This is a genomic window from Micromonospora fiedleri (assembly GCF_016774385.1).
Taxonomy (GTDB): Bacteria; Actinomycetota; Actinomycetes; order Mycobacteriales; family Micromonosporaceae; genus Micromonospora; species Micromonospora gifhornensis.
The window spans coordinates 177,122-203,117 of sequence record NZ_JAETXL010000002.1; the positions used below are offsets into that span (position 1 = coordinate 177,122).

18 protein-coding genes are annotated in these 25,996 nt (G+C 70.5%); 4 read left to right on the forward strand and 14 right to left on the reverse strand.

Going from position 1 to position 25,996, the window contains the following annotated elements:
* The first annotated feature begins 88 nt into the window (after positions 1-88).
* Positions 89-1,786, forward strand: coding sequence for a right-handed parallel beta-helix repeat-containing protein (locus tag JMF97_RS04845; RefSeq protein ID WP_203220437.1), 1,698 nt, complete (start codon positions 89-91; stop codon positions 1,784-1,786).
* A 222-nt stretch (positions 1,787-2,008) separates the two neighbouring features.
* Here JMF97_RS04845 and pulA read toward each other — a convergent pair whose 3' ends face one another.
* The 5 genes from pulA to JMF97_RS04870 all read right to left on the reverse strand — a co-directional run bounded on the left by pulA (position 2,009) and on the right by JMF97_RS04870 (position 10,383).
* A complete protein-coding gene (gene pulA, locus JMF97_RS04850; RefSeq protein ID WP_203220438.1) occupies positions 2,009-7,495 on the reverse strand; it encodes a pullulanase-type alpha-1,6-glucosidase in 5,487 nt (1,828 codons plus the stop codon).
* Positions 7,496-7,632: 137 nt separating this feature from the next.
* On the reverse strand, positions 7,633-8,361 hold the full coding sequence (locus tag JMF97_RS04855; protein WP_238358775.1) for a cellulose binding domain-containing protein: 729 nt from the start codon (positions 8,359-8,361) through the stop codon (positions 7,633-7,635).
* A gap of 88 nt (positions 8,362-8,449) precedes the next feature.
* The gene (locus JMF97_RS04860; RefSeq protein WP_203220439.1) at positions 8,450-9,187 is read right to left on the reverse strand and encodes a hypothetical protein; all 738 of its coding nucleotides are present in this window, start codon (positions 9,185-9,187) and stop codon (positions 8,450-8,452) included.
* 109 nt (positions 9,188-9,296) lie between these two features.
* Positions 9,297-9,686 carry a DUF6841 family protein gene (locus tag JMF97_RS04865; RefSeq protein ID WP_102657599.1) on the reverse strand — a complete coding sequence of 130 codons (390 nt, stop codon included), beginning with the start codon at positions 9,684-9,686 and terminating at the stop codon, positions 9,297-9,299.
* 37 nt (positions 9,687-9,723) lie between these two features.
* Complete coding sequence (locus JMF97_RS04870) at positions 9,724-10,383, reverse strand: hypothetical protein (protein ID WP_203220440.1); 660 nt, start codon at positions 10,381-10,383, stop codon at positions 9,724-9,726.
* Between the two features lie 19 nt (positions 10,384-10,402).
* On the opposite strand from JMF97_RS04870, the gene JMF97_RS04875 reads away from it, so the two are divergent.
* Positions 10,403-10,591, forward strand: coding sequence for a hypothetical protein (locus tag JMF97_RS04875; RefSeq protein ID WP_203220935.1), 189 nt, complete (start codon positions 10,403-10,405; stop codon positions 10,589-10,591).
* A gap of 19 nt (positions 10,592-10,610) precedes the next feature.
* Here JMF97_RS04875 and JMF97_RS04880 read toward each other — a convergent pair whose 3' ends face one another.
* Positions 10,611-12,284: a right-handed parallel beta-helix repeat-containing protein gene (locus JMF97_RS04880; RefSeq protein WP_203220441.1), complete on the reverse strand. Its 1,674-nt coding sequence runs from the start codon at positions 12,282-12,284 to the stop codon at positions 10,611-10,613.
* Positions 12,285-13,255: 971 nt separating this feature from the next.
* On the opposite strand from JMF97_RS04880, the gene JMF97_RS04885 reads away from it, so the two are divergent.
* Positions 13,256-13,909: a C39 family peptidase gene (locus JMF97_RS04885; protein WP_203220442.1), complete on the forward strand. Its 654-nt coding sequence runs from the start codon at positions 13,256-13,258 to the stop codon at positions 13,907-13,909.
* Positions 13,910-14,340: 431 nt separating this feature from the next.
* Here the strand turns inward: JMF97_RS04885 and JMF97_RS04890 are convergent, their stop codons facing one another.
* Positions 14,341-14,715, reverse strand: a complete 375-nt coding sequence (locus JMF97_RS04890; RefSeq protein ID WP_203220443.1) for a VOC family protein — start codon at positions 14,713-14,715, stop codon at positions 14,341-14,343.
* A 159-nt stretch (positions 14,716-14,874) separates the two neighbouring features.
* Here JMF97_RS04890 and JMF97_RS04895 point away from each other — a divergent pair, with 159 nt between their 5' ends.
* On the forward strand, positions 14,875-17,730 hold the full coding sequence (locus tag JMF97_RS04895; RefSeq protein ID WP_203220444.1) for an aconitate hydratase: 2,856 nt from the start codon (positions 14,875-14,877) through the stop codon (positions 17,728-17,730).
* Between the two features lie 69 nt (positions 17,731-17,799).
* On the opposite strand, the gene JMF97_RS04900 is transcribed toward JMF97_RS04895, so the two are convergent.
* The 7 genes from JMF97_RS04900 to JMF97_RS04930 form a co-directional block, all read right to left on the reverse strand.
* A complete protein-coding gene (locus JMF97_RS04900) occupies positions 17,800-18,402 on the reverse strand; it encodes a GTP-binding protein (protein WP_203220445.1) in 603 nt (200 codons plus the stop codon).
* Complete coding sequence (locus tag JMF97_RS04905) at positions 18,383-18,769, reverse strand: DUF742 domain-containing protein (protein WP_203220446.1); 387 nt, start codon at positions 18,767-18,769, stop codon at positions 18,383-18,385. The genes JMF97_RS04900 and JMF97_RS04905 overlap by 20 nt, the downstream gene beginning before the upstream one ends.
* 5 nt (positions 18,770-18,774) lie before the next feature.
* Positions 18,775-19,197: a roadblock/LC7 domain-containing protein gene (locus JMF97_RS04910; RefSeq protein WP_013734909.1), complete on the reverse strand. Its 423-nt coding sequence runs from the start codon at positions 19,195-19,197 to the stop codon at positions 18,775-18,777.
* An 89-nt stretch (positions 19,198-19,286) separates the two neighbouring features.
* Positions 19,287-21,854, reverse strand: coding sequence for a sensor histidine kinase (locus JMF97_RS04915; protein ID WP_203220447.1), 2,568 nt, complete (start codon positions 21,852-21,854; stop codon positions 19,287-19,289).
* A 109-nt stretch (positions 21,855-21,963) separates the two neighbouring features.
* Positions 21,964-23,574: a prenyltransferase gene (locus tag JMF97_RS04920; protein WP_203220448.1), complete on the reverse strand. Its 1,611-nt coding sequence runs from the start codon at positions 23,572-23,574 to the stop codon at positions 21,964-21,966.
* Complete coding sequence (locus JMF97_RS04925) at positions 23,571-24,464, reverse strand: terpene synthase family protein (protein ID WP_438803746.1); 894 nt, start codon at positions 24,462-24,464, stop codon at positions 23,571-23,573. Before JMF97_RS04925 ends, JMF97_RS04920 begins: the two co-directional genes overlap by 4 nt.
* A 5-nt stretch (positions 24,465-24,469) precedes the next feature.
* Complete coding sequence (locus JMF97_RS04930) at positions 24,470-25,807, reverse strand: cytochrome P450 (RefSeq protein ID WP_203220873.1); 1,338 nt, start codon at positions 25,805-25,807, stop codon at positions 24,470-24,472.
* Positions 25,808-25,996 lie beyond the last annotated feature (189 nt).

The following is a 25,996-nucleotide window of genomic DNA, read 5'->3' on the forward strand; positions in this document are numbered from 1 at the left end:
TTCTGGGAGCTACAACCGATTTGTAGCAGGGGACGCCCGCCTGAGGCGGAGCGACCCTGTCTGGTACGAGGAGAGGGCAAAAGCTCCGATGTCCAACTACCTAGCGAACAACGATGATCGGCCGACGCCGAAGCGTCGCCGCAAGCTCTGGGTGGCCAGCGGCGTTGCCGGGTTGACCGGCGTGGTCAGCATCGCCGCGGTCGGCGTCGCCGGCGCCGGGGCGGTCGGCGGCAGTGACGGGGTGAAGTGGTCGACCACCCAGCAGGTCAGCCGCGACGACGCCCAGGGCGAAGCGGAACACGGCAAGGAGGCGAAACACGACGGCAAGAAGCGGGACCGCGATCGGCACGACGAGCGGGCGAGGGAGGTGCCCTGCGACACCGACAAGCTGATCGAGGCGATCACCCTCGCCAACAACAGGAACGGTGCCACCCTGAGGCTGGCCGAGCACTGCACCTACAAGCTCACCCGGCACGACAAGTGGGGCAACGGCCTACCGAAGATCACCCAGCCGATCACCCTCAAGGGCGACAAAACCAAGATCGAGCGGGATGCCACGAGCAAGCCGTTCCGCATCCTCAATGTCGGCCCCGGCGGGGAACTCACCCTCAAGGGCCTGACCATCAAGGGCGGCCAGACCGCCCCGGCCAAGAAGGTGTCGGCGCCGGAGCCGCGGGAGACGTGGTCGCAGTTCTCGGGCTCGGGCGAGGCGACGGACGCGGTACAGGGCGGCAAGCCGCTGATCACCGCGTTGCAGGCCGCGCCGAAGGCACCGGCCGCGCCGCCGGCCGAGACCGACGCGGCGGCGGTGCCAGCCACCGCCCAGGTCGACGGAGAGCAGGAGTGGCAGTCCGAGGGCCAGGTCGAGGCCGAGGGCGACTGGGAGCCGGGCCGCTTTGACGGCGCGGGCCTGCTGGTGCAGCCGGGCGGTCGGGCCGATGTCCACGACACCGAGTTCATCGACAACCAGTCCGGTGCCAGCGGTGGCGCCGTGGCCAACTACGGCCAGACCCTGCTCCACGAGAGCCGCGTCGTCGACAACACCGCCTTCCTCTTCGGCGGTGGAATCCTCAACGTCGGCGTCCTCAAGATCGAGAAGTCGGTGGTGAAGAACAACCAGGCGATCATCGGCGGTGCGGGCATCTCCAACGGTCTGGTCAAGTTCAAGCCGTACAAGGGCAAGCTGCACCACGCCGGCATCGACAACGGCACGCTGTACGTCGAGAAGTCCGAGATCGAGGGGAACGAGACCACCGGCTTCGGCGGCGGCATCCTCGACATCGGCGGTCAGACCTCCGTCAAGCACTCGAAGGTTTCCGACAACACCGCGCTGATCGCCGGTGGCGGCATCCTCGCGGCCAAGAAGAGCCAGCTCACCCTGGCGCACAGCACGGTCGCGAAGAACAGCACCGCAGGTGTCGGCGGCGGCCTGGCCGTGGTCGACTGGAGCACCGCCACGGTCGACGACAGCGTCATCAAGGACAACGTCGCCGGGTTCTTCGGCGCCGGCCTGTTCAACGACGACAGCAAGACCACGCTGCGGGACACCGAGGTCAACGGCAACCGTGCCGTCGGTCCGTTCGCCACCGGCGGTGGCATCTTCAACAAGGGCGGCTGGGTCTACCTGACCAAGACCAAGGTGGCCCACAACTTCGCCACCAACAAGCCGGGCGGCGTCTTCACCACCAACGACGGTGTGGTGTTGGACGACAAGTCCGTCATCACCGACAACCGCCCCACCAACTGCCTCGGCAGCCCGGTGATTCCGGACGGCTGCTTCGGCTGATCCACACGGTTGACCGGTACCGACACCGGCTCCGACCGGGACCGGCTCCCTTCCGACCACGGAAGGGAGCCGGTCCGCGCCGGTCTGGGAGACGTACGGCGTGGTGTCGGTGCCACTGCCGCCGCTTACCGGAACCGTCCCGGGACGGCCGTCGATGGCTGATCGCTGCGGGCACGAACGGGGGCTGACCGTGCGGTCCAGCCCCCGTTCGCGTGGTACGGCCTACCGCTGAACGAAGACGGCCACACTGCGCGCCGGCACGGTGAACGTGCCGGTCGACGCGGCGAAGGCGGCGGTCCGCAGCACCGGATCGGCCGAGGAACGCAGCACCGGGTGCAGCGCCACGTCCGCGCCCCGCAGCCCGGTGACCCGTTGGGTCGCCGTCTCAGGCGTGCTGTTGAAGACCACGGTCACCGACTTCCACTGCCCACCGAGGCCCCGCGCGTCGAGGGTCATGGTGAGCACCCCCGGCGTCTCGCCCGTGCCGGACAGCGGGAAGCTGACCCGCCGCTGCACCTCCTGCGCCGTGGACAGCCCGAACACCGGGGAGGAGTTACGGATCCGCAGCAGCTCGGCGTAGCGGGCGTCGGTCAGCTCGATCGCACCGCAGTCCGGCACCAGCTTCGGGTCGGCCAGCAGCGGCTTCGCGTACGGCCACTTGTCCCGGTTGTCCTCGGCGGGCGGCAGACCGGCACCGAAGCCGTTGCCCTGGGCGCAGTCCCAACGGATCTGGTTGAACCAGTCCCCCGAGTTGTACGAGTTGCGGTCCAGCGACTTCGACCGCAGCCGCTCGGTGCCGGTGGTGACGAAGCCGGCACCCTGGCCCAGCACCACCGTGCTCAACGCGAGCACCTGCATCCGGGCCCGGTCGGTGGCCGAGGTGGCCTGCGGCAGCTTGTACGCCAACGCGTCGTACAGGATCTCGTTGTCGTGCGCGTCGACGTAGGTGATCGCCTCGCCGGGGGCGTCGGTGTAGCCGGCGGGTGAGCCGTTGTAGTCGACCTGGTCGCCGGTGACCGTCCGGCCCGCCGAGTCGGTGAACCGGTAGCCGCGCAGGTTGCCGACCAACCCCACCTTGATCAGGTCGTGCTGGTGCAGCAGCCGGGCCCGCTGCTCGGCGGTGGTGCCGTTGATCGGGTCGCCGTTGGGGTCGCTGAACAGCCCGGACGCGAAGCCCTGCTGGCGCGGGTTGTCGTCGAACGGGCCACCACCGCGCACCGCGTCCCGCAGCCGGTCGTTGAAGGTGCCGACACCGGTACCGGCCATGTTGGCCTGGGTGGCCTGCACGAACCGGGCGTCGTCGGCGACCTCGCCGAAGTTCCAGCCCTCGCCGTAGAGCAGGATCTTCTTCCCGTCCACCCCGTCGCGGGCCACCGTCAGCTTATCCAGCGCCTTGCGTACGGCCAGGATGTTCGCCTTCGGGTGGTGACCCATCAGGTCGAACCGGAACCCGTCGACCTTGTACGCGGTGGCCCAGGTGACCATCGAGTCGACCACCAGCTTGCCCATCATCGCGTGTTCGGGTGCGGTGTTGGCGCAGCAGGTGGAGGTGGCCACCGTCCCGTCGTCGAGCAGCCGGTGGTAGTAGCCGGGCACGATCTGGTCGAGCACGGAGCGGGGGTCGGTGCCGGCGGCCGAGGTGTGGTTGTAGACGACGTCCAGCACCACCCGCAGACCGGCATCGTTGATCCCGGCGACCATCTGCCGGAACTCGGTGGTGCGTCGGGCACCGTCCGGGTCGACGGCGTACCCGCCCTCCGGGACGGTGTAGTGCAGCGGGTCGTACCCCCAGTTGTAGCCGTCGGTGTCGCGCACCGCGGCAATGCACTCCTGCTGGCGTTCCGAGTCCGGCGGCAGGGCGGGCAGGTCGCAGTCGGGCTGCCGCTGGTCGGCGCGCCGCTCGGGGATGGTGGCGAAGTCGAACGCGGGCAGCAGGTGCAGGTGGTTGACGCCCGCGTCGCTGATCGCCCGCAGGTGCTTCATCCCGGCGGTGCTCGGATCGGTGAAGGCCCGGTAGGTGCCCCGGCGGTCGGCCGGCACGGTGGTGTCGGCGATGGAGAAGTCGCGTACCGACAGCTCGGAGATCTGCACCTTGGCGGCCGGCGGCGCGGCCGGCTTGCGCAGCTTCGCCCAGCCGACCGGGGCCAGCTTCGGGTCGGCCAGGTCGACGATCTGGCTGTGCGTGGAGTCCGCCGCCAGCGCCACCGAGTACGGGTCGGTCACCGAGGCGGTGACCACCTGCTGCGTCGCCGGCTGCCAGGCCTGCACCCGGTACCGGTAGTACCGACCGGTCCAGTCCCGGGCCCCGCGCACCGACCAGACTCCGGTGCGGTCGTCACGGCGCATCTCGACCAGGCGCGGAGTCGCGGTGGGCGAGTCGAACAACTCCAGCGACACACTGCGGGCCGTCGGGGCCCAGACCGCCAGTGTCGGCACGCCACCGGTGAAGGTGGCGCCCAGTCGGGCTGCCGTCGCCGGGGCGTACATGTCGTCGAGCACGCCCGGGATCTGCACGCCGGTGGCGCCGAGCAGGGTGCCGTCGGCGGCCCGTTCGGTGACCAGCAACTGCCCGCGCAGGGCCGCCGGCACCTTTGCCAGATCCCGCGGGCTCAGGCTGAAGGTCCGGTGGTCCCACAGGTGCGGGAAGACCGCGCGCTGGGCCTCGGTGAGCCCGTTGCGCTGCGCGGTCAACGGCAGCGAGGTGTACGCCCCGACCAGCTCGCCGTCGACCACCCGCACCCCACCGGCCGGCGCGGTCACCAGGGCGTACGCCTTGCCGTCGGTGGGACCGGTGCGCCAGGCCACGGTGGACCTGTCGATCCAGTGCGCCTTCTGCTTGCCGATGTCGGTGTCCGTACCGGTGCCGGTGGCCGTGTTCGGCAGCAGCCGGCCCGGCGTCGCGGCCAGCAACCACACCTCGCGTCCGGCGTCGGCGAAGTCGAGCCGCTGGTCCTGCGGCAGATCCTTCTCGTCACCGCGATGGATGATGTAGCTCAGCCCGGTCGCGCCCTCGGACAGCGGCACCCGGAACTCCGCGCCGTACGAGTCGATCCGGGTCGGCGGCATCGGCCGCGCCCAGTCGGTGGGGTTGGCGGCACCGTCCCAGAGGTGCAGGCCCCACCCGTCGTAGTTGCCGTCGGGTCGCCGGTAGTGGATCACCGCGGTGCCGTCCTCGACCGGCGGCGCCGGCGCACCGGCCGCCTCCTCCCGGCTCGGGTACGTCGCCGGGTCGCCCTGCTTGACCCAGACCTCGCCGGTCTGTGTCACGTCCACGGTCCGGTCGTTCTCGACGTCCTTGGTGCCGTCGGCGTCGACCACCAGGAAGCCGACCGATTTCGCGCCCGGCTTGAGCTTCACCCAGGCGAACCGCCCGTACGCGTCGGTGCCGGCGAACGGCTGCCCCTTCGGCCAGTCGGTGGCGTACTCGGGGTCGATGTCACCCCAGGTGTAGAGGCCCCAGTCGGTGTAGTCGCCGTCCGGCCGCTGGTAGTGCACCACCAGCCAGTCACGCGACGAGCCGGTCTGCTCCGGGGTGCCGACGGTGGTGGTCGCGCGGGTGGTGGCGGTGCGGCCCCGGCCGTCGCGGACCGCCGCCAGGTATTCGACCTTCGTGCCGGCGGCCAGGCCGGTCAGGTCGTGGTGCACGGTGTACGGCGCCCGGTGGGCGGTGCCGAGCAACGTCCACCGGCCACCGGCGACCCGGGCGGCCATCGTGACCGTGGCCAGCGGATCCCCGGTGACCTGGGCGGTGATCTCGGCCCGGGTGGCCGGCGCGTCGAGGGCGGTGATGGTGAGGCCCGGCTTCGCGGTGGGCAGCGCGACGGGTTTGCCGGCCCGGTGCACCACCGCGGACAGCGGCGGCACGGTCACGGTCAGCGTGCCGTCGCCGGCGGCGGTGGACCGGCCGGCGGTGCCGTAGATGCCGGCGAAGGTGGCGCCGGCCGACCAGGTCTGCACGGTGACAGTCTGCGCGGTCGCCGCGTTGTTGACCGCCACCACGTACTCGGTGCGGTTGTCGGGGTCGAAGCGGGAGAAGGCGAAGACGCCCGGCCCGTCGGCCGCGTGCCGGGTCACCTGCACCCCGTCGCGCAGCGCCGGGTGTGCCTGGCGCAGCTGGCCCAGCCCGGCGATGGTGCGGTACAGCGGGTGACTGCGGTCGAACTGGTCCTCGGCGTGGGTGCGGTCGGTGCCGAGCAGGTCGTCGTCGAGGTAGTCGGCGGTCCGCGAGGCGAACATCGGCTGCCGGGCGTCCTTGTCGCCGCCCGCGCCGGTGAAGCCCTGCTCGTCACCGGAGTAGACCACCGGCTGTCCCCGGGTGAGGAACATCAGCTCGTGGGCGAGCTGGTCGCGGCGCAGGTGGGTGGCCGGGTCGGTGGGGCCGGTGGCGATGAAGGAGCCGATCCGGCCCATGTCGTGGTTGCCCAGGAAGGTGGGCAGCCGACCGGCGTGGGTGTCCCGGGCGGCGTACAGGTCGTCGCGGGCGTACACGTCGGCCAGGGCCTTGGCGGAGCCGTCGTTCGCGGTGTAGCCGCGGGCCGCCTCCTGGAAGGCGAAGTCCAGGGTGGCGGGCAACGCGCCCTCGCGTACGTAGCTGGAGGTGATCTCCTGGTCGGCGCTGTAGACCTCGCCGAACATGAAGAAGTCCTTCTTGCCGGCGCGGGCGGCGGCCTGCTCGATGCCCCGGCTGAACTGCGGCCAGAAGTCCAGGTTGACGTGCTTGACGGTGTCCAGGCGGAACCCGTCCACACCGGTGTCGCGTACCCAGTCGGCGTAAATCTTCGTCATGCCCCGGACCACCTCGGGACGCTCGGTCCACAGGTCGTCCAGGCCGAAGAAGTCGCCGTACTCGCTGTTCTCCCCGACGAACGTCGAGTCACCACGGTTGTGGTACATGGTCGGGTCGTTCAGCCAGCCCGGCACCTTGACCTTCGCGTCGGCCGGGCTCGCGAAGGTCGGGGTGTACGGGAACGACCGGTTGTTCACCTGCGGGAAGGTACGGCTGCCGTCGGCGTGGTTGCGGTCCTCGAAGGGCCGCCCCTGCGCGTCGCGGTACGGCGCGGTCGTCTTGTCGAGGTAGCTGTACCTGTCCTCGGCGTAGGTGATCACGTCGGCGGTGTGGTTGACGATCACGTCGAGGTAGACCTTGATGCCGCGCTTGTGCGCCGAGGCGACCAGCTTCTTCAGGTCGGCGGCGGTGCCGAAGTGCGGGTCGACCTGGGTGAAGTCGGTGATCCAGTAGCCGTGGTAGCCGGCCGAGACGTCGTCGCCCTTGCCCTGCACGGGCCGGTTCTTGAACACCGGCGCGAGCCAGATCGCGGTGGTGCCGAGCCCTTGGACGTAGTCCAGCCGGTCGATCAGCCCTTTGAGGTCGCCGCCCTGGTAGAACCCCTTGTCGGTGGGGTCGTACCCGGTGCGCAGCCGGTCGCCGGTCAGGCCGCCCCGGTCGTTGCGCGGGTCGCCGTTGGCGAACCGGTCGGGCAGTACGAAGTAGAACTGCTCGGCCCGCGACCGGCTGCTGCCGGCGTCGAGCAGGGCTTTGGCGCTGGGCTCGGACTGCCAGGTCGCGGCCCCGGTGGGGCTCGACGAGCCGGTGCTGTTCGCGGCCTCGGCGGGGCGCTGGTGCACCACCACCGGCGCGCCGAGCAGGGTGAGGATGAGCAGGAAGACGGGGGCGAGCAGGGCTCTGCGCGGTTTCGGCGGGGGTTTCATCGACGGCCTTCCTCTGGTCGCTGAATGGCCCGCACGCTAGCCCTTGCCGAAACATTCTGCAATACCTTGCAAATCAGCCGGCAACATTGCCGACAGTTTGCGCAAGCTTGAAAGCTCGTTGCGGTGCCGGTGCGTCCTCAGAGGCCGGTGCAGGCCCGCCCGGAGACCGTGCAGCTCGCCGGGCGGGGCGAGGCGAACTCGATGTGGAAGCGCAGGGCGACGGCCGATCCCGCCGGCAGATCCGGGCCACTGCGATAGGTCAGGGTGCCGCCCGCACCCCGGAACGTCCCCTGTGGCACCCCCTCCAACCAGGCCGTGACCACCCGTCCGCCCGGGTACTCGATCCGGGCCACCCACTCGCGGTCGCGCCGAGAGGTGTTGCGGATCCACACCTCGGCGATGAAGCCGCCGGAAAAGGAGTCGGTCACCCGGTAGCGCGCCTCGAACGGGGCCGGTGCGGCGGGTGCGCGGGTGGGCGCGCTACCGGTCGGCGCGCTACTGGTCGGCATCGCCGGACGGGGCGGCTGCGACGACCGTACGGCCGAGGCCGACGGCCTGGGTGAGTCCACCGTCGTACCGGCCGGTCGGGGTGGGTTGGTGCGGCGCGGGGTGAGCCCGGGCACCACCTGCGACGGCAGCGCCGACGGACTCCGTCCGGTCGAAGCCGCGCGCTCCGGCACCGGCACGGCGCCCAGCGGTGGGGCGGGGTCGAAGTCCGGACCGGGCCCCCGGTACGCCCCCACCGCGATGACGAGCAGGACCACCATCGCGCCCAGCCCGATCGACACCAGGATCCAGGGTGAGGACGCCACGGCGGTGGCACCACGGGGCGGCATCGAACGCGGAGCGCGACGCATACCGGACATGTCTCTCCTCAGCGGGCAGCCCGGCAAGGGTAACGATCATTGGTGATCTCGAAAAGTAAGACCGAGTTTCAGCGACCCGACAGGACGCTCAGGACAGTGCGCAAGCCGAGCCGTTGACCGTGCATTGTGCCGGGTATTCGCCACCCCCGGTACGGCTGACCCGTAGCCGCACCGTCTGCTGTGCCTCGGCGGCAAGCTGACCGGTACCACTGAGCACGTACCAGCCCGCGCCCTTGATGCCCACCGACACGCCCGGGCCGCTGGAAGCGCGGACGCCGGTGACCTCGCTGGTGAAGCGCAGATCCACCACCCAGCCCACCGCCCCGGCGGTGTCGTTGCTGATCACCAGTTCCGCCTGGAAGGAGCCCGGGTCGCTGGCCATCACCTGGTACGTGGCTTCCACCCCGCCCGGGTCGATGAACGTCGACGGTTTCGCGGTCGGTGTGGCTGACGCGGGCGGGTCGTCGGCCGCCCGCGCCGACGCGGGCGACGACGGCGGCACGGACGGGCCCGACGAGGCACTGCGGGTGGGTGCCGAGGCGGTCGGTGCGGTCGGTGCGGTCGTCGGCGTGACGGTCGGACCGGAGCTACGTGTCGGCGTGGTGGTGGGTGTGGACTGCTGCGCCGGCAGGGCCATCGGCGGGCCGGGAGACCAGGCCGCCGGCTGCTCCGGCTCGCGGAACGACAGCGTCGCCACCACCAGCAGCACGGCCAGCACCGCGACACCGACCAGGGTCGCCACCCACGGGGCCGAGGCGATCACGTTGGGCACGATCCGCCGGCCGCTCGGTTCGCCGTTCTCGTCGCCCACCGGTCGCACTGCCATCCAGGCCCCCTCACGGTCACCGATGCGTCAGCCTAGCGACGGGGAAACCGGGGACAAAACCATCGGGACGCCTCGGCGTACCGGCGGGGTCGTGTCCTGGACGGCGGTCTCAGCCGGTTCGCATGACGGTGCAGATCACCGGCCCGTCGTCGGTCGTCCGCAGTAGGTAGCGGTACCGTTCGCCCGGCACCTGCCGCCCCTGGCTGTCCAGGAACTCCCAGCGGACCGCCACCAGGGTGAGCAGGGCCGAGATGGGCTGGATCTGTTCGATGTCGGCGTGCGCGGCGACCAGTTCCCGCTCGGTGTAGTCCGGCGCGGCCCCCACGAAGGACAGTGCCACCGCCGCAGTCGAGGTGAACGAGAAGCTGTAGGTGTCGGCGACCACCAGCCCCGGCAGGGTGTAGCAGCCGGCGATCGCCGGCAGGTCGCCAGAGGTCAGGGCCACACCGTACCGGTCGAAGAAGTCGGTCAGGGCATCGAGATCGGTGGAGGCAGTCACACCGCCAGAAGTTGCCGGTCAGCCGACCGAGCAAACCTCAGCGGGCCGGCATCCGTACCTCGATCTCGCTGCCGAGCCGGGCGCCGCCGTGCAGACCGAGGTCGTCGCCGCTCCAGAAGCGACCCGGGTCGTACCAGTTCGGACGCCGACCGGCGGGCAGCAACCCCATCGCCTCGTAGGTGACCGCGACGACCTCCGCGCAGTACGCGGTCTCCAGGGTCGACTCGCCGGAGGGCGCGGGACGTTGCCGGTCGGCCCGCATGGGCAGCTGCGGCGTCGGCACCCGCCCCCGCAGCCACCGCCACGCCAACTGGGCGGTGGACGGAAAGGGGGTGCCGTCCAGCCGGGCGATGGTCTGCAACACCGCCCGTTCCATCTCCGGATCGGCAGGTGGCTCCAGTTGGCGCAGCCAGGCCCGCTGCCCGTACCGGTTGGCCCAGACGCAGACCGCGTCGCGCAGGTCGTGCAGTTGCACGCCGCGCTGGTGGGTGCCGGTCCACATGTCCGGCAGCGACCGGCCGAGCTCCGCGTGCCACATCAGCGGGGGCATGTCGTCCAGCACGACCGCCATGCCGACATGGTTGACCGGGCTGTTGGTGGTCCACTGGATGGCCCGGTCGGGCACGCTGCGGCCCCGGAACACCCACACGTCGCCGGTACGGGTCAGTTCGACCGCCTCGTCCAGGCTGATACTCATGAGGGTCTACCCTAGGCGGATGCGGCGACGAGTGCGGTGGTGGAAGGTTCTCGGTCTCGCCGGTCTGGCCGGTGTGGCGGCGTCCGGTGTGGTGATCGCGCGAGCCGAGCGACGGCGACGCGCGTACTCCCCGGAGGAGATCCGGGATCGCCTGCGCAACCGGCACGCGGAGGCCAACTCCTTCTCCCCGGCCGCCGAGCAGGACTGACGACAGCCCGACCGGAGGCTCAGTCCACCTCGGCGTGGTTGCGTTCCCAGCGACCGCCCTCCGGAGGGTTCTCCAGCCGCAGCGCTCCGTCGGCGTTGCCAGCCAGGTCGTTGTCCTCGACCCGGCAGGACACGCAACTGCCCTGCGCTGTGATCCACATGCCGTAGCCCTGCGTCGGGTTCTCCCGGTTGTCCCAGATCCGGTTGCCGCGCACCGTCGCCGAGCGCAGTTCGCTGTTGATGGTGATGCCGGCGCGGATCGGTACCGGGCTGGGCAATTCGTAGGCGGCGCCGGGCGGCGGCACGTCCTCGTTCCACGCGTTCTCGGCATCGGGACGCAGGTCGGCCAGGGCCAGGTCGGTGTCGGTGTTGGCGACCACCACGGCGTAACGGCTGCCGACCCGCAGCACCTTGCCCCGGTGCCCGTCGACCGGCCAGTGCGCGGAGCGGTCCGTCATGGCACGGCGTGCGTAGTGCACCGACTCGCCCGCGCCGTCAGCGGCCGGTGCGCACTGCCGTCCGTTGTTACGGATCCGGTTGTCCACCACCACCGTGTCGATCGTCGGCCGGTCGATCCGAATTCCGTCCAGGCCGTTGTCCCAGAACTGGTTGCCGTCGATGACGATGTCCATGGCCGGTCCTTCGAAACCATTGCCGAGGTCGTGCTGGTGATAGCCATGACGCCCGTTGCCGCTGATCCGGTTGCCCTCGATGGTGTACGGCCCGGGGGTGTTGCCCACACTGATCCCGTCGCCGACGTTGCGGTCGATGACGCAACTGGTGAGGATGCCGCCCCGTCCGGCGATGCCGGCGGTGCCGTTGGCGGACACGTCGAAGCCGGCCTCCAGGTTGCCGGTCATGGTGCAGGCCGACACGATCAGCCCGTCCGCCCCCCAGTCGGAGATGCCGAACCGGTTGGCCTGGCTGTGGCAGCCGATGATGCGATACCCACGCGGTGGCGTCCAGTACGGCTTCTGCAACTCCAGGAAGATGCCGTTGGTGCCGTTGCCGAGGGTGGTGCAGTTGGTGATGGTGCAGCGTTCCACGTCGCCCCAACCACCGATGCCGACGCCGATCCCCGCGCCGCCCATCTGCTCGCCGTTGTCCAGCCGGCCGCAGCCCACCACGACCACCCCGTCGATCAGGCAGTCCTGGAGGAAGTCACAACCCAGCCCGGTGGCACCGGTGTGATGGATGTACAGATTGCGGAACACACCTCGCACCACGTACTGAAGCCCCAGCCCCTTCGCAAGGTAGTTGTACTGGGTCAGGGCCACGCCGGAGCCGTCGATCTCGAAGTCGGCGAAGGTGCAGTCGGCGATGTGCCGGTCGCGGTCCGCGCCGTGCTGGACGGTCGTCCAGTACGCCAGCGGCGTCGGTTCGGCACGGTTGCCCTCGTTGCTAAGCAGGAACCGGGTCGCGCCCGAGCCCGCGCCGATCAGGGACACCCCACTGCGCCACACGGTGCCCGCGTCCCGGATCGAGTAGATTCCGGGCGGGCAGTAGATGACCCGGGCCCGCCCGTCGGCCGCGTACCCCTCGCCGAGGCGGTCCACCAGCGCCGCCAGCGCGGGCTGGTCGTTCGTCGTCCCGTCGCCCTGTAGTCCGTACTCCCGCGCGTCGCACCACAACGGCGCCCCGGCCACCGGCGCCGGATGCTGACGGATTGCCACGGATCGGCCCTGCTGCACCACGGGCCCTCCCCCGCTCGTGTCGGCTACCTGCCCGCCCGGCTTTCCCGCTCCCGGTGTCCGAAAACGCCCCACCGCGACTTCCCCCGCAGCCCCGACACGGCCTGACCCGGCGCGACCAGGTGGCCAGACGTGACGAGGCGCGGTCCGGCGGCCAAGCGTGCCCGGCGTGGCGGGATCGACTGACCTGACCGGCGTGATCGACTCCATTACGCCGGAATGGCGGTTTCCTACCGCTCTCGACCCCACCGTTACGGCGTAACGGCAAGGGCGGACCCGGTCGTAGAGACGGGCTGGCGGCCGCCGTGGTGACCGACGCCCGACACCCAACCCCGGCCTGACCCGGCACGACCGGCCGGCCAGACGTGACGAGGCGCGGTCCGGCGGCCAAGCGTGCCCGGCGTGGCGGGATCGACTGACCTGACCTGCGTGATCGACTCCATTACGCCGGAATGGTGGTTTCCTACCGCTCTGGACCCCACCGTTTCGGCGTAACGGCGAGGGCGGACCCGGTCGTCGAGGCGGGCTGGGGGCCGCCGTGGTGAACGGCGGGTGTCGTCGCCCATGCCGAGTGACACCTTGGGTGATATGTCCGACGGATGCCCCGGCGGCCAGTGGGCTGGGTCACCGTGGTCGCGGAATCATGCCCCCAGCCTGGGCGTTGTACAGGGGTAACCGCGACACCCCCTCGGCGACGCCCCCGGGACCGGGCCGGAATGACCGCCCCCCCCACCCGGCGTTACACATCTCCCGGACATCGTGAACGGCCCCTCCGGCCGATGAGCTGCCCAGCAGCCCTCCCGCGATGTTCGTACCGGGCCTCACGACGCCCGACCAAGGCCTACAGCAGCAGCAGCCCAAACGATGCTGCCTGAGACGGCCCATCTACTTCGCACGATCTCCCCCTCTCGCGCGGCCACCGCGACCCCCCTCGCTCGCCGCGCGCACCCCCGAACGGAAGGCGGAACACCATCATGCGTACCACCATGCTGCGTAAGACCGCTCTGACCATCGCCGCTGCCGCCGCCACCGCCGGTGGCATCGCCGGCCCCGCCATCGCCGCCCAGGCCGCACCCAGCACCCCCACCGCCGTGCAGGCCGACCGCAAGCCCGGCGGCGAACGACAGCTCGACGTGCGCTACGAAGCCCAGCCCAACTTCTACTACTGCGGCCCCGCCGCCGCCCGCAACGCCCTGAGCGTGCAGGGCAAGAACATCGACGTCCACACCATGGCCAAGGAGATGGGCACCACCGAGAACGGCACCGACTCCATCAACGACATCACCCCCATCCTGAACAAGGAAACCGGTAAGGACGTCTACCGCTCGGTCGAGATCCCCGACGCCAAGGCCGACACCAAGCAGACCGACAAGCTGCGCGAGGACATCAAGCGCACCGTCGACAACGGCCACGCCGTGGTCGCCAACATCGCCGGCACCACCACCGACACCACCGGCACCACCCACAGCTTCGAAGGCGGCCACTACATCAGCGTCACCGGCTACCACGACGGAGGCGACACCGTCACCATCGCCGACTCCGCCAACCCGGCCACCGCCACCTACCAACTCACCACCGACAACCTCGCCGACTGGATCGCCACCCGCGGCTACACCGCCACCAGCTGACACCACTCGAACACCGAAAGGGCCGGCCCCCACATGGGGGGCCGGCCCTTTTCACGTCCCGACCCCCACCCCGCCAAGCCCCCAGCCCGCCAAGCCCCACGCCACCCCGCCCCGCCCGCAAAGCCCACCCCGCCAAGCCCCGCCCGCCCCCGCCCCGCCCCGCACCCACCAAGCCCTGCACCCACCAAGCCCCCGCGATCTTGCACTTACGGTCGCCAAAACGCCCGGAAAACAACCCTTCGCCCCGACCAAAACTGCAAGATCGCCGCAGACACGAGGGCGGAACGACGCAGGGTAGGCACAACACCAACCCCTCCCGCGTTGATCAAGCAGTTTGCTTCGCCCGACGGGGCGGATCCAGACGCGAAGGCGGACCTACCCGTACGGCGGCCACCCCGCGGCACCGGCCGACCGAGCACCGCACTTCTTGATCAACCCGAGCGGGGAGAGGGGCGGGTGGGGGTGAGGAATTCGAGGCGGTTGCCGTGGGGGTCGGTGGTGTGGAAGCGGCGTAGGCCGGGGAGTTCGTCGTTACCCCAGGTGACCGGGTAGTCGACGGCAGCGAGGTGGGTGGCCAGGGTGTCGAGGTCGGGTCGGAGTAGGGCGGGGTGGGCTTTGCGGGCGGGGCGGAAGTCGTCCTCGACGCCGAGGTGCAGTTCGGCGCCGTACCCGGTGAACCAGCAACCGCCGCGAGCGGCGAGGGCCGGTGGTTTGGTCAGTTCGGTCAGGCCGAGCAGGTCGACGTAGAAGGCCCGGGACCGGTCCTCGGAGCCGCGCGGGCAGGCGAGCTGGACGTGATGGATCATGATGAGCACCTCCCGTCCACACGATGACACCGGGTTGCGCTCATAGCAAGACGGACGTACGGTTTTGTTGACAGGGAGAATCGGCGGTAAGTGTCCCCTAACCACGGCGGCGCCCCGGCCGGTGCGAAAGACTGCTCAGGACTACTCACGGTCGCTGGTGTGAAGGAGTACGACGTGGCGAGCCTCGACACCTTCGGTGCGAAGACCCAGCTACGCGTCGGAGACGCGAGCTACGAGATTTTCAAGATCAGCCAGGTGGAGGGCCACGAACGGCTCCCCTACAGCCTGAAGATCCTGCTGGAAAACCTGCTGCGGACCGAGGACGGCGCGAACATCACCGCCGAGCACATCCGCCAGCTGGGCGCGTGGGATCCGAACGCCGACCCGAACGTCGAGATCCAGTTCACCCCGGCGCGGGTGCTGATGCAGGACTTCACCGGCGTACCGTGCGTGGTCGACCTCGCCACCATGCGTGAGGCCGTCCGCGACCTCGGCGGCGACCCCACCAAGGTGAACCCGCTGGCCCCCGCCGAGCTGGTCATCGACCACTCGGTCATCGCCGACCTGTTCGGCCGCGAGGACGCCTTCGAGCGCAATGTCGAGCTGGAGTACGCCCGCAACAAGGAGCGCTACCAGTTCCTGCGCTGGGGCCAGACCGCGTTCAACGAGTTCAAGGTGGTCCCGCCCGGCACCGGCATCGTGCACCAGGTCAACATCGAGTACCTGGCGCGTACGATCATGGAGCGCAACGGTCAGGCGTACCCGGACACGGTGGTCGGCACCGACTCGCACACCACGATGGTCAACGGCCTGGGTGTGCTGGGCTGGGGCGTCGGCGGCATCGAGGCCGAGGCCGCGATGCTGGGCCAGCCGGTCAGCATGCTGATCCCCCGGGTGGTGGGCTTCAAGCTCTCCGGTGAGATGCCGGCCGGCACCACCGCCACCGACCTGGTGCTCACCATCACCGAGATGCTGCGCAAGCACGGGGTGGTCGGCAAGTTCGTCGAGTTCTACGGGCCGGGCGTGAGCGCGGTGCCGCTGGCCAACCGGGCCACCATCGGCAACATGTCTCCGGAGTACGGCTCCACCGTCGCGATCTTCCCGATCGACGCCGAGACCGTCCGCTACCTGGAGCTGACCGGCCGCGACGCGTCTCAGGTCGCGCTGGTCGAGGCGTACGCCAAGGAGCAGGGCCTCTGGCACGACCCGGCGGCCGAGCCGGAGTACTCCGAGCGCCTGGAGCTCGACCTGAGCACCATCGAGCCCTCCCTCGCCGGTCCGAAGCGCCCGCAGGACCGGGTGCCGCTGGGCAGCGCCAAGACGCTGTTCCGCGCCGCGCTCACCGACTACGTGGCCGCCGACGAGACCGGTGGCGACCCGAGCCGCGAGCCCGGTGTGCCGCAGCAGGAGGCGCCGTTCGGCACCGCCGGCCCGGCCGACGAGGCCAGCGCCGAGTCCTTCCCGGCCAGCGACTCGCCCGCCAACGGCGTCAACGACCCGGCCGACGCCCCGCGCGACCTGGTGACCGCCGCAGTCGGCGCGGGCGGGCGGGCCAGCAACCCGATCCGGGTCACCGGCGACGACGGCAACACCTATGAGCTGGACCACGGCGCAGTGGTGATCGCCGCGATCACCTCCTGCACCAACACCTCCAACCCGCAGGTCATGATCGGTGCGGCGCTGCTCGCCCGCAACGCGGTGGACAAGGGCCTGAACCGCAAGCCGTGGGTGAAGACCACCCTGGCGCCGGGCTCGAAGGTCGTCATGGACTACTACGAGCGGGCCGGCCTCACCCCGTACCTGGAGAAGCTCGGCTTCCACCTGGTCGGCTACGGCTGCACCACCTGCATCGGCAACTCCGGCCCGCTGCCGGAGGAGGTCTCCGCCGCAGTCAACGAGGCCGACCTGGCGGTCGTGTCGGTGCTCTCCGGCAACCGGAACTTCGAGGGCCGGATCAACCCGGACGTCAAGATGAACTACCTGGCGTCCCCGCCGCTGGTGGTGGCGTACGCGCTGGCCGGCACGATGGACATCGACCTGGCCAACGAGCCGATCGGTGAGGACAGCGAGGGCAACCCGGTCTACCTGCGCGACATCTGGCCGAGCACCGCCGAGATCCAGGACGTCATCGCCTCGGCGATCGGCGCCACCGGGTTCAGCGCCGCGTACGCCGACGTCTTCGCCGGTGACGAACGCTGGCAGTCGCTGCCCACCCCGACCGGCGACACCTTCGCCTGGGACGGTGACTCCACCTACGTGCGCAAGCCCCCGTACTTCGAGGGCATGGCGCAGCAGCCGACCCCGGTGACCGACATCGCCGGCGCCCGGGTGCTGGCCAAGCTGGGTGACTCGGTGACCACCGACCACATCTCCCCGGCCGGCTCCATCAAGGCCGACTCCCCGGCCGGCGAGTACCTCGCCGCGCACGGCGTGCCGCGGCACGAGTTCAACTCGTACGGCTCGCGGCGGGGCAACCACGAGGTGATGATCCGGGGCACCTTCGCCAACATCCGGCTGCGCAACCAGCTGGTGCCCGGGGTCGAGGGCGGCTACACGGTCAACCACCTGACCGGCGAGCAGACCTCCATCTACGACGCCTCGATGGCCTACCAGGCCGCCGAGGTGCCGCTGGTCATCCTGGCCGGCAAGGAGTACGGTTCCGGCTCCTCGCGGGACTGGGCTGCCAAGGGCACCATGCTGCTCGGCGTGAAGGCGGTCATCGCCGAGTCGTACGAGCGGATCCACCGCTCCAACCTCATCGGCATGGGCGTACTGCCGTTGCAGTTCCCGGCCGGCGAGAACGCCGACTCGCTGGGGCTGACCGGCACCGAGACGTTCACCGTCACCGGGGTGACCGCGCTCAACGACGGCTCGACCCCCCGTACGGTGAAGGTCACCACCGACACCGGCGTGGAGTTCGACGCCGTGGTGCGGATCGACACCCCGGGTGAGGCGGACTACTACCGCCACGGCGGCATCCTGCAGTACGTGCTGCGGCGGATGATCGCCAACTGACGTCCGACAGTCCGAGGGGCTCCCTCCCGCGCAGGCGGGAAGGAGCCCCTCGGTCCGTTCAGATGCCCCTCAGTCGGCGCTGCGACGGGCCTCGCGCAGCTTCATCGCGTGCTCCACCAGCGTGATGAGCACCTCCTTGGCCGACTCGCGCTGCCGAGCGTCGCAGAGCAGCACCGGGACCTCGGGGTCGAGGTTCAACGCGGCCTGCACCTCGTCGAGCCGGTACTGCCGCGCCCCCTCGAAACAGTTCACCGCCACCAGGAACGGCGTGCCCCGCCCTTCGAAGTAGTCGATGGAGGGGAAGCAGTCGGCGAGCCGACGGGTGTCGGCCAGCACGACCGCGCCGATCGCGCCCAGCGCCAGCTCGTCCCAGACGAACCAGAACCGGTCCTGCCCGGGCGTGCCGAACAGGTACAGCACCAGGTCGTCGCTGATGGTGATGCGGCCGAAATCCATCGCCACGGTCGTCGTGCGCTTGGCCTCGACGCCGGACAGGTCGTCGATGCCCACCCCCGATTCGGTGAGCACCTCCTCGGTCCGCAGCGGACGCGTCTCGCTGACCGCGCCGACCAGTGTGGTCTTACCCACCCCGAATCCACCCGCGACCAGGATCTTGATCGCCGTGGGCAACGCGACCGCGCCCGACGGCCGCTCAGAGTGCCCGTAGTCCATTGATAACCGCCTCGAAGATGCTGTTGTCGGGAACGCCGAGGGTGCTGTGCGGCTCCCGGATCTGAACCAAGCTGCGCGCCACCAGGTCGCCGAGCAGTACCCGTACGGTGCCGACCGGCAGGTCGAGGTGGGCCGCGATCTCGGCGACGGACTGCATCCGCTGGCACAGACCGACGATCGCCAGGTGCTCCGGGCCCAACCCGATCTCCGGCGAGACGTCCGTCCGGGTCGCCATCACCAGCGAGATCAGGTCGAACGTGCCGGTGACCGGGCGAGCCCGGCCGCCGGTGACCGCGTACGGGCGGACCACCGGACCGGCATGGTCATCGACCCACTGGTGGTCGGCGGGCTCTCCCTGCACCGTCATCTGGGTTACTTCTCCCCGTTGGTCTGCTCGGCTGATCGTGTCGGCGACGCGACGAACTTGCCGACCCGGGTGACCAGCATGGCCATCTCGTACGCGATCAGTCCGACATCCGCGTCCTCACTGGCCAGGACCGCGAGACAGGCGTTGCGACCGGCGGCTGTGACGAACAGGAACGAGGACTGCATCTCGATGATCGTCTGCTGCACCTGCCCGCCGCCGAACCGCTTTCCCGCGCCTCGGGCCAGGCTCTGGATGCCGGCCGCCATCGCCGCCAGGTGCTCGCCGTCGTCGCGGCTGAGCCCTTGCGACGAGGCCATCAGCAGACCGTCGGCGGACAGTGCGACCGCGTGCTCGGCCTGCTTGACCCGGCCGACCAGATCGTCCAGCAACCACGTCAGGTCGGCACTCGAAGCCGTCTTCTGCGCCACTTCGTCGTCCTCTTCTCCCCCGGCTCATCGCCGTGCTCATCTGGTCCTGACCGTCGGTCGGGCGGATCGCCGCACGACCTGCACCCCGGTCAGGACTCCTGTTGGTCGGCGCCGTCAGACTCGTCCGCGTCGCCGGGCCGACCGCCACCACCGAGCAGCCGGGCCGCGTCGGTGCGGCCACGCCGGGTGCCCGTCTGGTACGAACTCATCATTCGTCGAACCTGTTCGGGTTCGCGGATCACGTCCTCGTCCTCCTCCGCGGCCTCAGGCTCGGCCCGCAGGGCCGGCGTGAGGCTGGCCTGCCGGATGCGGACCGGCAGGCCCGACTCGGTGCGGACCGACTCGACCGGGACGGCCTCACCGGGCTCGGCCGCCGCCGCCGCACCGCCCGCCGGGGCTGGCACATCGGCCGGCTGGTCACGGGTGTCGAGTGGACGCTGCGGCAGCCCGGGCCCGGGCGCCCCGGTGACCGGCAGGCTGATCGGAATGGTCGGCCCGTCCAGTGCGGAGTGTCCGGGTCGACGCCGGGACCTGGTCGGCAGCCCACCTTCGCTGGTGTCGGTCGCGCTGAGGTGGACCTCCACCGGGCTGTCGGCCGCACGTCGGTCCGCGCCCCGGTGCTCATCGTCGGCGTCGCGGTCGGGGCGGGGCGCGGGCGGCTGTGCCGGGGCGGCCAACGCCACCGGCGCGGTCGACCGCTGCACCGCGGTCCCCGGCACCGGCTCGGCGGACCGGGTCGACGTGTCGGCGTCCGGTCCGGCCAGGGCCTCCGGCTCGCTGCCGTCAACGATGATCAGGTTGCTCGGGATCAGCACCACGGCGGTCGTGCCGCCGTACGCGGACTCCTTGAGCCGGACCCGTACGCCGTGCCGGTCGGTCAACCGGCTCACCACGTAGAGGCCCAGCCGGGAGGCGTCGGCGAGGTTCAGTTCGGACTGGTCCACGATCCGGTGGTTGGCGGCGGCGAGGTCCTCCTCGGTCATGCCCAGACCGCGGTCCTCGATCTCGATGGCGAAACCGTTGGCGACCAACTGCCCGCGTACCTCGACGCTGGTGTGCGGCGGGGAGAACGACAGCCCGTTCTCGATCAGCTCGGCGAGCAGGTGGATGACGTCACCGACCGCCCGGCCGGCGAGCGACACCCCGCCGATGGGCAGCACGGTGACCCGGGTGTAGTCCTCGACCTCACCGACCGCGCCCCGGATCACGTCGACCATCGGCACGCTGCGTCGCCAGGCGCGGCCCGGCGTCGAGCCGGAGAGCACGATCAGATTCTCGGCGTTACGCCGCATCCGGGTGGCGAGGTGGTCGACCCGGAACAGGTCCTCCAGTTCCTCCGCGTCGTGCTCCCGCCGCTCCATCGCGTCCAGCAGGGTCAGCTGGCGGTGCACCAGGGCCTGGGTACGCCGGGCCAGGCTGAGGAACACCTCGCGGACCGCCCGACGCAGCTCGGCCTGTTCCACCGCCGTACGGATGGCGGTCTCCTGCACGACGTTGAAGGCCTTACCCACCTGGCCGATCTCGTCGTCACCGAACCGCAGCGGCGGCGCTTCCTTGGCCACGTCCACCTGGTCACCGCGACCGAGCCGCTCGACCACGCTCGGCAGCCGCTCGTCGGCGAGCTGGATCGCGGCGTCACGCAGCCGTTGCAGCTGCTGCACCAGGGCCCGCGCGGTGGTGATCGAGACGACCACCGAGGCGATGACGGCGAGCAGGCCGAGGCCGGCGGCGAGGACCAGCCGGACGATGACGCCGATGGCCACCGGGGTGGCCCGCTTGACGATCTCGTCACCGCCGGCCAGCACGACGTCGCCGATCTCGACGAGTGCGGCGGCGGAGGCCTCGTTCCACTTCTGGCTGTCGAACGGCGGGCGTGAGGTGCCGCTGGCGAGCATGACCTGGTTTTCCAGATTGGCCAGCCGGGTGAAATTGGCACCGGCGATCATCTGCTCGTAACGGCGCTGGTCGGTTTCCGGCAGCCGGACGACGGCCTGCTCCGCGAGGAACTGTCGGGCACCCACGACGCGGGTGAACTCGGCCCGCTCGGTCTGGGTGATCCGACCGGCGGCCAGGATTCCGGCCAGCATGGCGTCCTCCTGGGACACCAGTTCCCGAGCGCGGTTGAGGCGGATCAGCTGAGCGGTGTTCTCGGCGACCTCCTCGTCATCGAGATTGCCGAGTTCGTCGTAGACCTCGTAGATCACTTCGATCAGCTCGGTGAAGGCCGCCATGGCTTCGCTCCGGCTGATATTGCGCTGATCGACTGCGGCGCGGGTTTCCGAGAGCACGGACAGTCCCCGGTTCAGCGCGTCGATTCGCTCGTGCAGATCTTTGCTGCCGAGCAGGCTCACCTGCCAGTGGTCCGTGGACTCGACGAACTCGCCGGCCACCTCGTCGGTACGCTGCCGCAGTTTTTCCAGCTCTGCGCGCTGTGACTCCTCCGGCCGTCCCAGGTAGACCACCGAGTTGCGCCGTTCCAGCTGCAGTTGGAGCAACAGCGGCTCGGTGGGGTCGAACACCCGTACGTCGAGTGCCTGCACACCGACGAGGTTGACTCCCTCTCGGACGGTGACCCAGGCGGTGAAGCCCCAGAGTGCCACCAGCGAGGCCAATAGGGCCACGACCTTGGTACGCAGATTCGAACTGCGGGAACCCATTACACCGTCCCTGGCCCTGAGCTAATTGATCGGTCGGTCAGCAGCGCGTCACGCACATCGACCCCGGCGCACGCTAACAGCGTCACCGCGCCAACTCAAGCGCTGGTGATCATGCCCTGCTCCGCCCGGCTTCAGGTGTCGTCGTCGACAAAGCCTGGTTAATCGTCGGTGCCACGGCAAGGACCAGTTTTCGCGCCGCGATGACCGCTGCCCGGACAATGAGAATAGGCGCGTACAGATCCTTGTCGTGCCACAGAGGAGGGTAGTCGGATCGGTCGGCTCGCAGGTGCCCGACCGCCCGGCACACCGCCGCGGTCACCGCCGGCCGGATCGGCCGGCCGCTGCCCAGTAGGATCTGCACCGCGTACGCGGTCTCCTCCGCCGTGCTGGACCATCGCCCCCAACCGCCGTCGTCGCGTTGGTCGGCCAGGATCCGCTCCACCGCACGGTCGATCGCCGCGTCGGCCACCTCCGGTGGCGCGTAGCCGGCCAGCGCCGACACCGCGCAGCAGGTGGCGTAGTACGGCGAGGCGTGCCAGCGGTCCATCCACAGGCCGTCCGGTCCCTGCACGTCGCGCAGCCAGCCAGCCAACGACGTTACCCGGGCGGTGTACCGGTCGGCGCCGTGTCGGGCGTGCCAGCCCAGCGCCTCCAGCACGTGCGCGTTCGTGGTGACCGACTGCCCGTCCTCACCGCGCCAGGTGCAGAAGTGACTGCCCAGGTCGTAGTGGAGCAGGCTGGCCGGGTCCACCGGGCGGCCCAGCCGGGCGAGGGCGTACAGGACGGTCGAGGTGGTGTCGGCATCGGCGGGCAGGCCCGGCCCGGTGGCCGCCCCGTCCGGCCCGAGCGCGGCGGCCAGCTCGGCCAGCAGTCGCGCGCCCGGGTCGACCGGCACACCCACCCGGGCCAGCGTGGCGAGTGTCCAGGACCGTTCGAAGACGGTGATCGGTGTGCAGCACGGCACCGGACCACCCTGCCGGGCCACCACGGCGTCGAGGTACGTCCGGGCCGCCGGATCGTCGGTGCGCCGGTGGCCCAGCCACACGGCGGTCGCGGCGGGCGAGGCACCCACCGCGCCGTCGACCGGGGCGACGTCGTCGCGGGTGGCGGCGGCCGGGCCGAGCACCTCGTACGCGTGCCAGAGCTTGCTGGGTACCGGCCGACCGCTGGTCAGCAGCGCGTTCACCGCGTCCACCCGACGCCTGTCGACCCGGGGCAGCGCACCGGGTGCGTCGGTCAGCGTCGGCGCGCCGGCCAACTCGGTCAGGTGCGCGTCGATGCGCGCCACCAGGGCCGGGACGATCAGGTCGGCGGCCGGGGTGTCCGGCATGGCCGCGTCGTCTCCGAGGCACCGGACCAGTGCCGCCAGCCCTCGGGTGGCCGCCGCGACGACCTCGCCCCGGCCCGGCCCGGCCGGGTCGGGCGGATCAGCCCGGACGAGGCTGGCGAGCAGCGCCTGCACCGCACTCGCCGTCGGGACCAGGGCGTACCCGCCGGTCGGGCCCCAACTGCCGTCGGCGCCCTGCTCGGCGAGCAGGTACGCCAGCCGCCGCGCGTGTCCGTCCACCCACGGCGCGTCGGCGACCAGCCGAGCCGTCTCGTACACCGAGGTGCTGACCTGCCCGTACGGGTGCTGCTCCAGCTGTGCCAGCAGGTCACCGACCGCATCGCTCAGCCCGGGCGCCGCGACCGCGCCGAGGGTGAGCGTCGGTGCCGTCACGGCACCCCCCAGAAGTCGGTGGAGCGGTAGAAGCCGCTGCTGAAGCCGATCTGCCGGGCCAGGTAGTCCGCCTGCACGGGACAGTTCTCGCGCAGCCCGTCCAGCAGCTGGCGGGCCTGCGCCACCAGTTCGGCGATGCGCTGCTCGACCTCGGTACGCGGCACGAGCAGCAGGGCGTTCAGGTCTCCCCAGCGCAGGTCGCGCTCGTACGTGCCGAGGTCGTTGACGAGCCGCAGAATCCGCTGCACCCGGTCGCTCGCGGCGAGCATCGCGTCCAGGTGCGTGAGGGTCGCCGGATCGGCCGTGTGGATCCAGTGCACGACGTTGACCACCGTGCAGGCCAGGTTGTCGGCGTTGTCGAGGTACTCCTCGAAGCTGGGCAGCTGGTCGGGATTCTGCTTCCAGTCCCACTCCCGGGCCATGGCGGCGAGCACCTTGCGGGTCTCCTCCCGCCAGCGGTCCCGGTGCGCGGCGAAGGCCGGCACGGTGGCCAGTTCGTCGCGCAGTTCGGCGAGGAAGCCGCCGAGGGCGTCGCCGGGCTCCGGCGTGGCGCCGTCGGCCACCGCGAGGCAGCGGGCGGTCAGCCGGTCGATCTCGTCGCGCGAGCGGGCCTCGTGGTCCACCAGCCAGTCGACGGCGAACCCCCACAGCACCGCCCGGTTGGTCAGCCGCAGCTGGGCCACGTCACACCAGGGTGCGCCGAAGGCGATGGCCATGGCCACGTTGCCGAACAGGGTCGCGTCGAACGGCTTGGCGGGAAACAGTTCGGGGTAGGTGGCGGCGACCTTCGCCAGGTCCCGCTGGCCCTTGGCGGCCAGGGCGCAGATGCGTCCCTGTTCCGCGGCCACGCTCATCTGGTCGCCGCCGGTGCTCGGCGGCGTCTCGGTCAACGGGGTCACGCCGCGACACCCGCCACCGGCCGCAGGGTGACCTCGACCCGGTCCATCGGACGCAGCGCGGCGGCCACCTTGATCCCGGGGATGCTCGGGCGGCTCAACCGGAACCGGTACCGGCTGAGCAGGGTGGCGACGATCAGGGTCGCCTCCAGGTAGAACAGGTGCATCCCGATGCACTGGTGCGGGCCGCCGCCGAACGGGAAGTGCGCGTACTTGGGGCGACCGCGGACCAGCTCGGGCTGGAACCGGTCCGGGTCGAAGACCTCGGGTCGGTCCCAGAACTGCGTCATCCGGTGGGTGATCAGCGGACTGACCACCAGGGTGGAGCCGGCCGGGATCCGGACCCCGCCGATGACGTCCTCCTGCACCGCCAGCCGGGGGAAGAGCCAGCCGATCGGATAGAGCCGCAGCAGTTCGTCGAGCACCTGCCGGGTGTAGCGCAGCTCGCGCAGGTGCTGTCCGCGTACCGGCTGGTCGCCGACGACCCGGTCGAGTTCCTCGTAGAGCCGGGTGGCGATGTCCGGGTTCTGCTCCAGGTGCGGCCAGAGCCAGGTGAGCACGCTGATCGTGGTCTCGGTGGTGGTGGCCACCATCGCCACGGTGTCGTTGCGCACCTGACGCTCGGTCAGCCGACCGCCGTCCTCGGTGCGCCCGCGCCACAGGGTGGAGATGATGTCGTCGCCGTCCTCGTCGGCGGTGTCCCGCGCGGCCCGGATGGTCGGCAGCAGCAGGTCGTCGATGAGTTGCACGGCGCGGCGGAACGTGCGGTCACCGGGCATCGGCGCGGCCAGCGGCACCCAGGGCACCAGGATCCGGGGCATCACCGACCAGGCGATGGCGTCCTGCGCCTCCATGATCCGCATCGCGTCCGGCACCGAGATCTTGTCCGCGAAGAAGACCCGCATGATCGCTGAGCAGACCACCTGGGCCTGCACCTTGCCCATGTCCACCGGCTGGCCGGATCGTGCCGGCTCGGCCAGTTCGTCGATCGACTCCTCGATCGCCACCGCGAGGCGGTCGACCAGCCCGTCGATGCGCCGGGCGGTGAACAACGGCTGGAGGATCTGTCGACTGTTCGTCCAGTGTTCACCGTCGCTGAGGATGCCGTCGCCGAACAGCCGCTTGAGCGGCCGCCACTGGAGCCCGTCACCGGCCCGGACGTAGTTCTCGGCCTTTTCCCGCAGCACGCGCTGGAGGTGTTCGGGGTGGGTGATGAGGAAGGGCCGGAAGGAGCCGAGGTTGAGCTTCACGACGTCGCCACCGGACCGCTCACCACACTCCACCAGGGCGCGGGCCGGATCACGCAGCAGGCCTGGCAACACGTGCCGCAGCGGCACGGATCCGGCTCGTCGGGTTTGGACAGTCGTCACGTGGTGTGTTCCCACTCGCACAGACCCCCGGGGTGTGGGTTACTCTTCGAAATGCCACGGTTGCGATGAGCATGACATCGATATGGCATCCGTCACTAGTCGCGTGCTGAGAAATCTTCATGGTCGACATTCCCGCTGTCCACAACCGATTTAGCG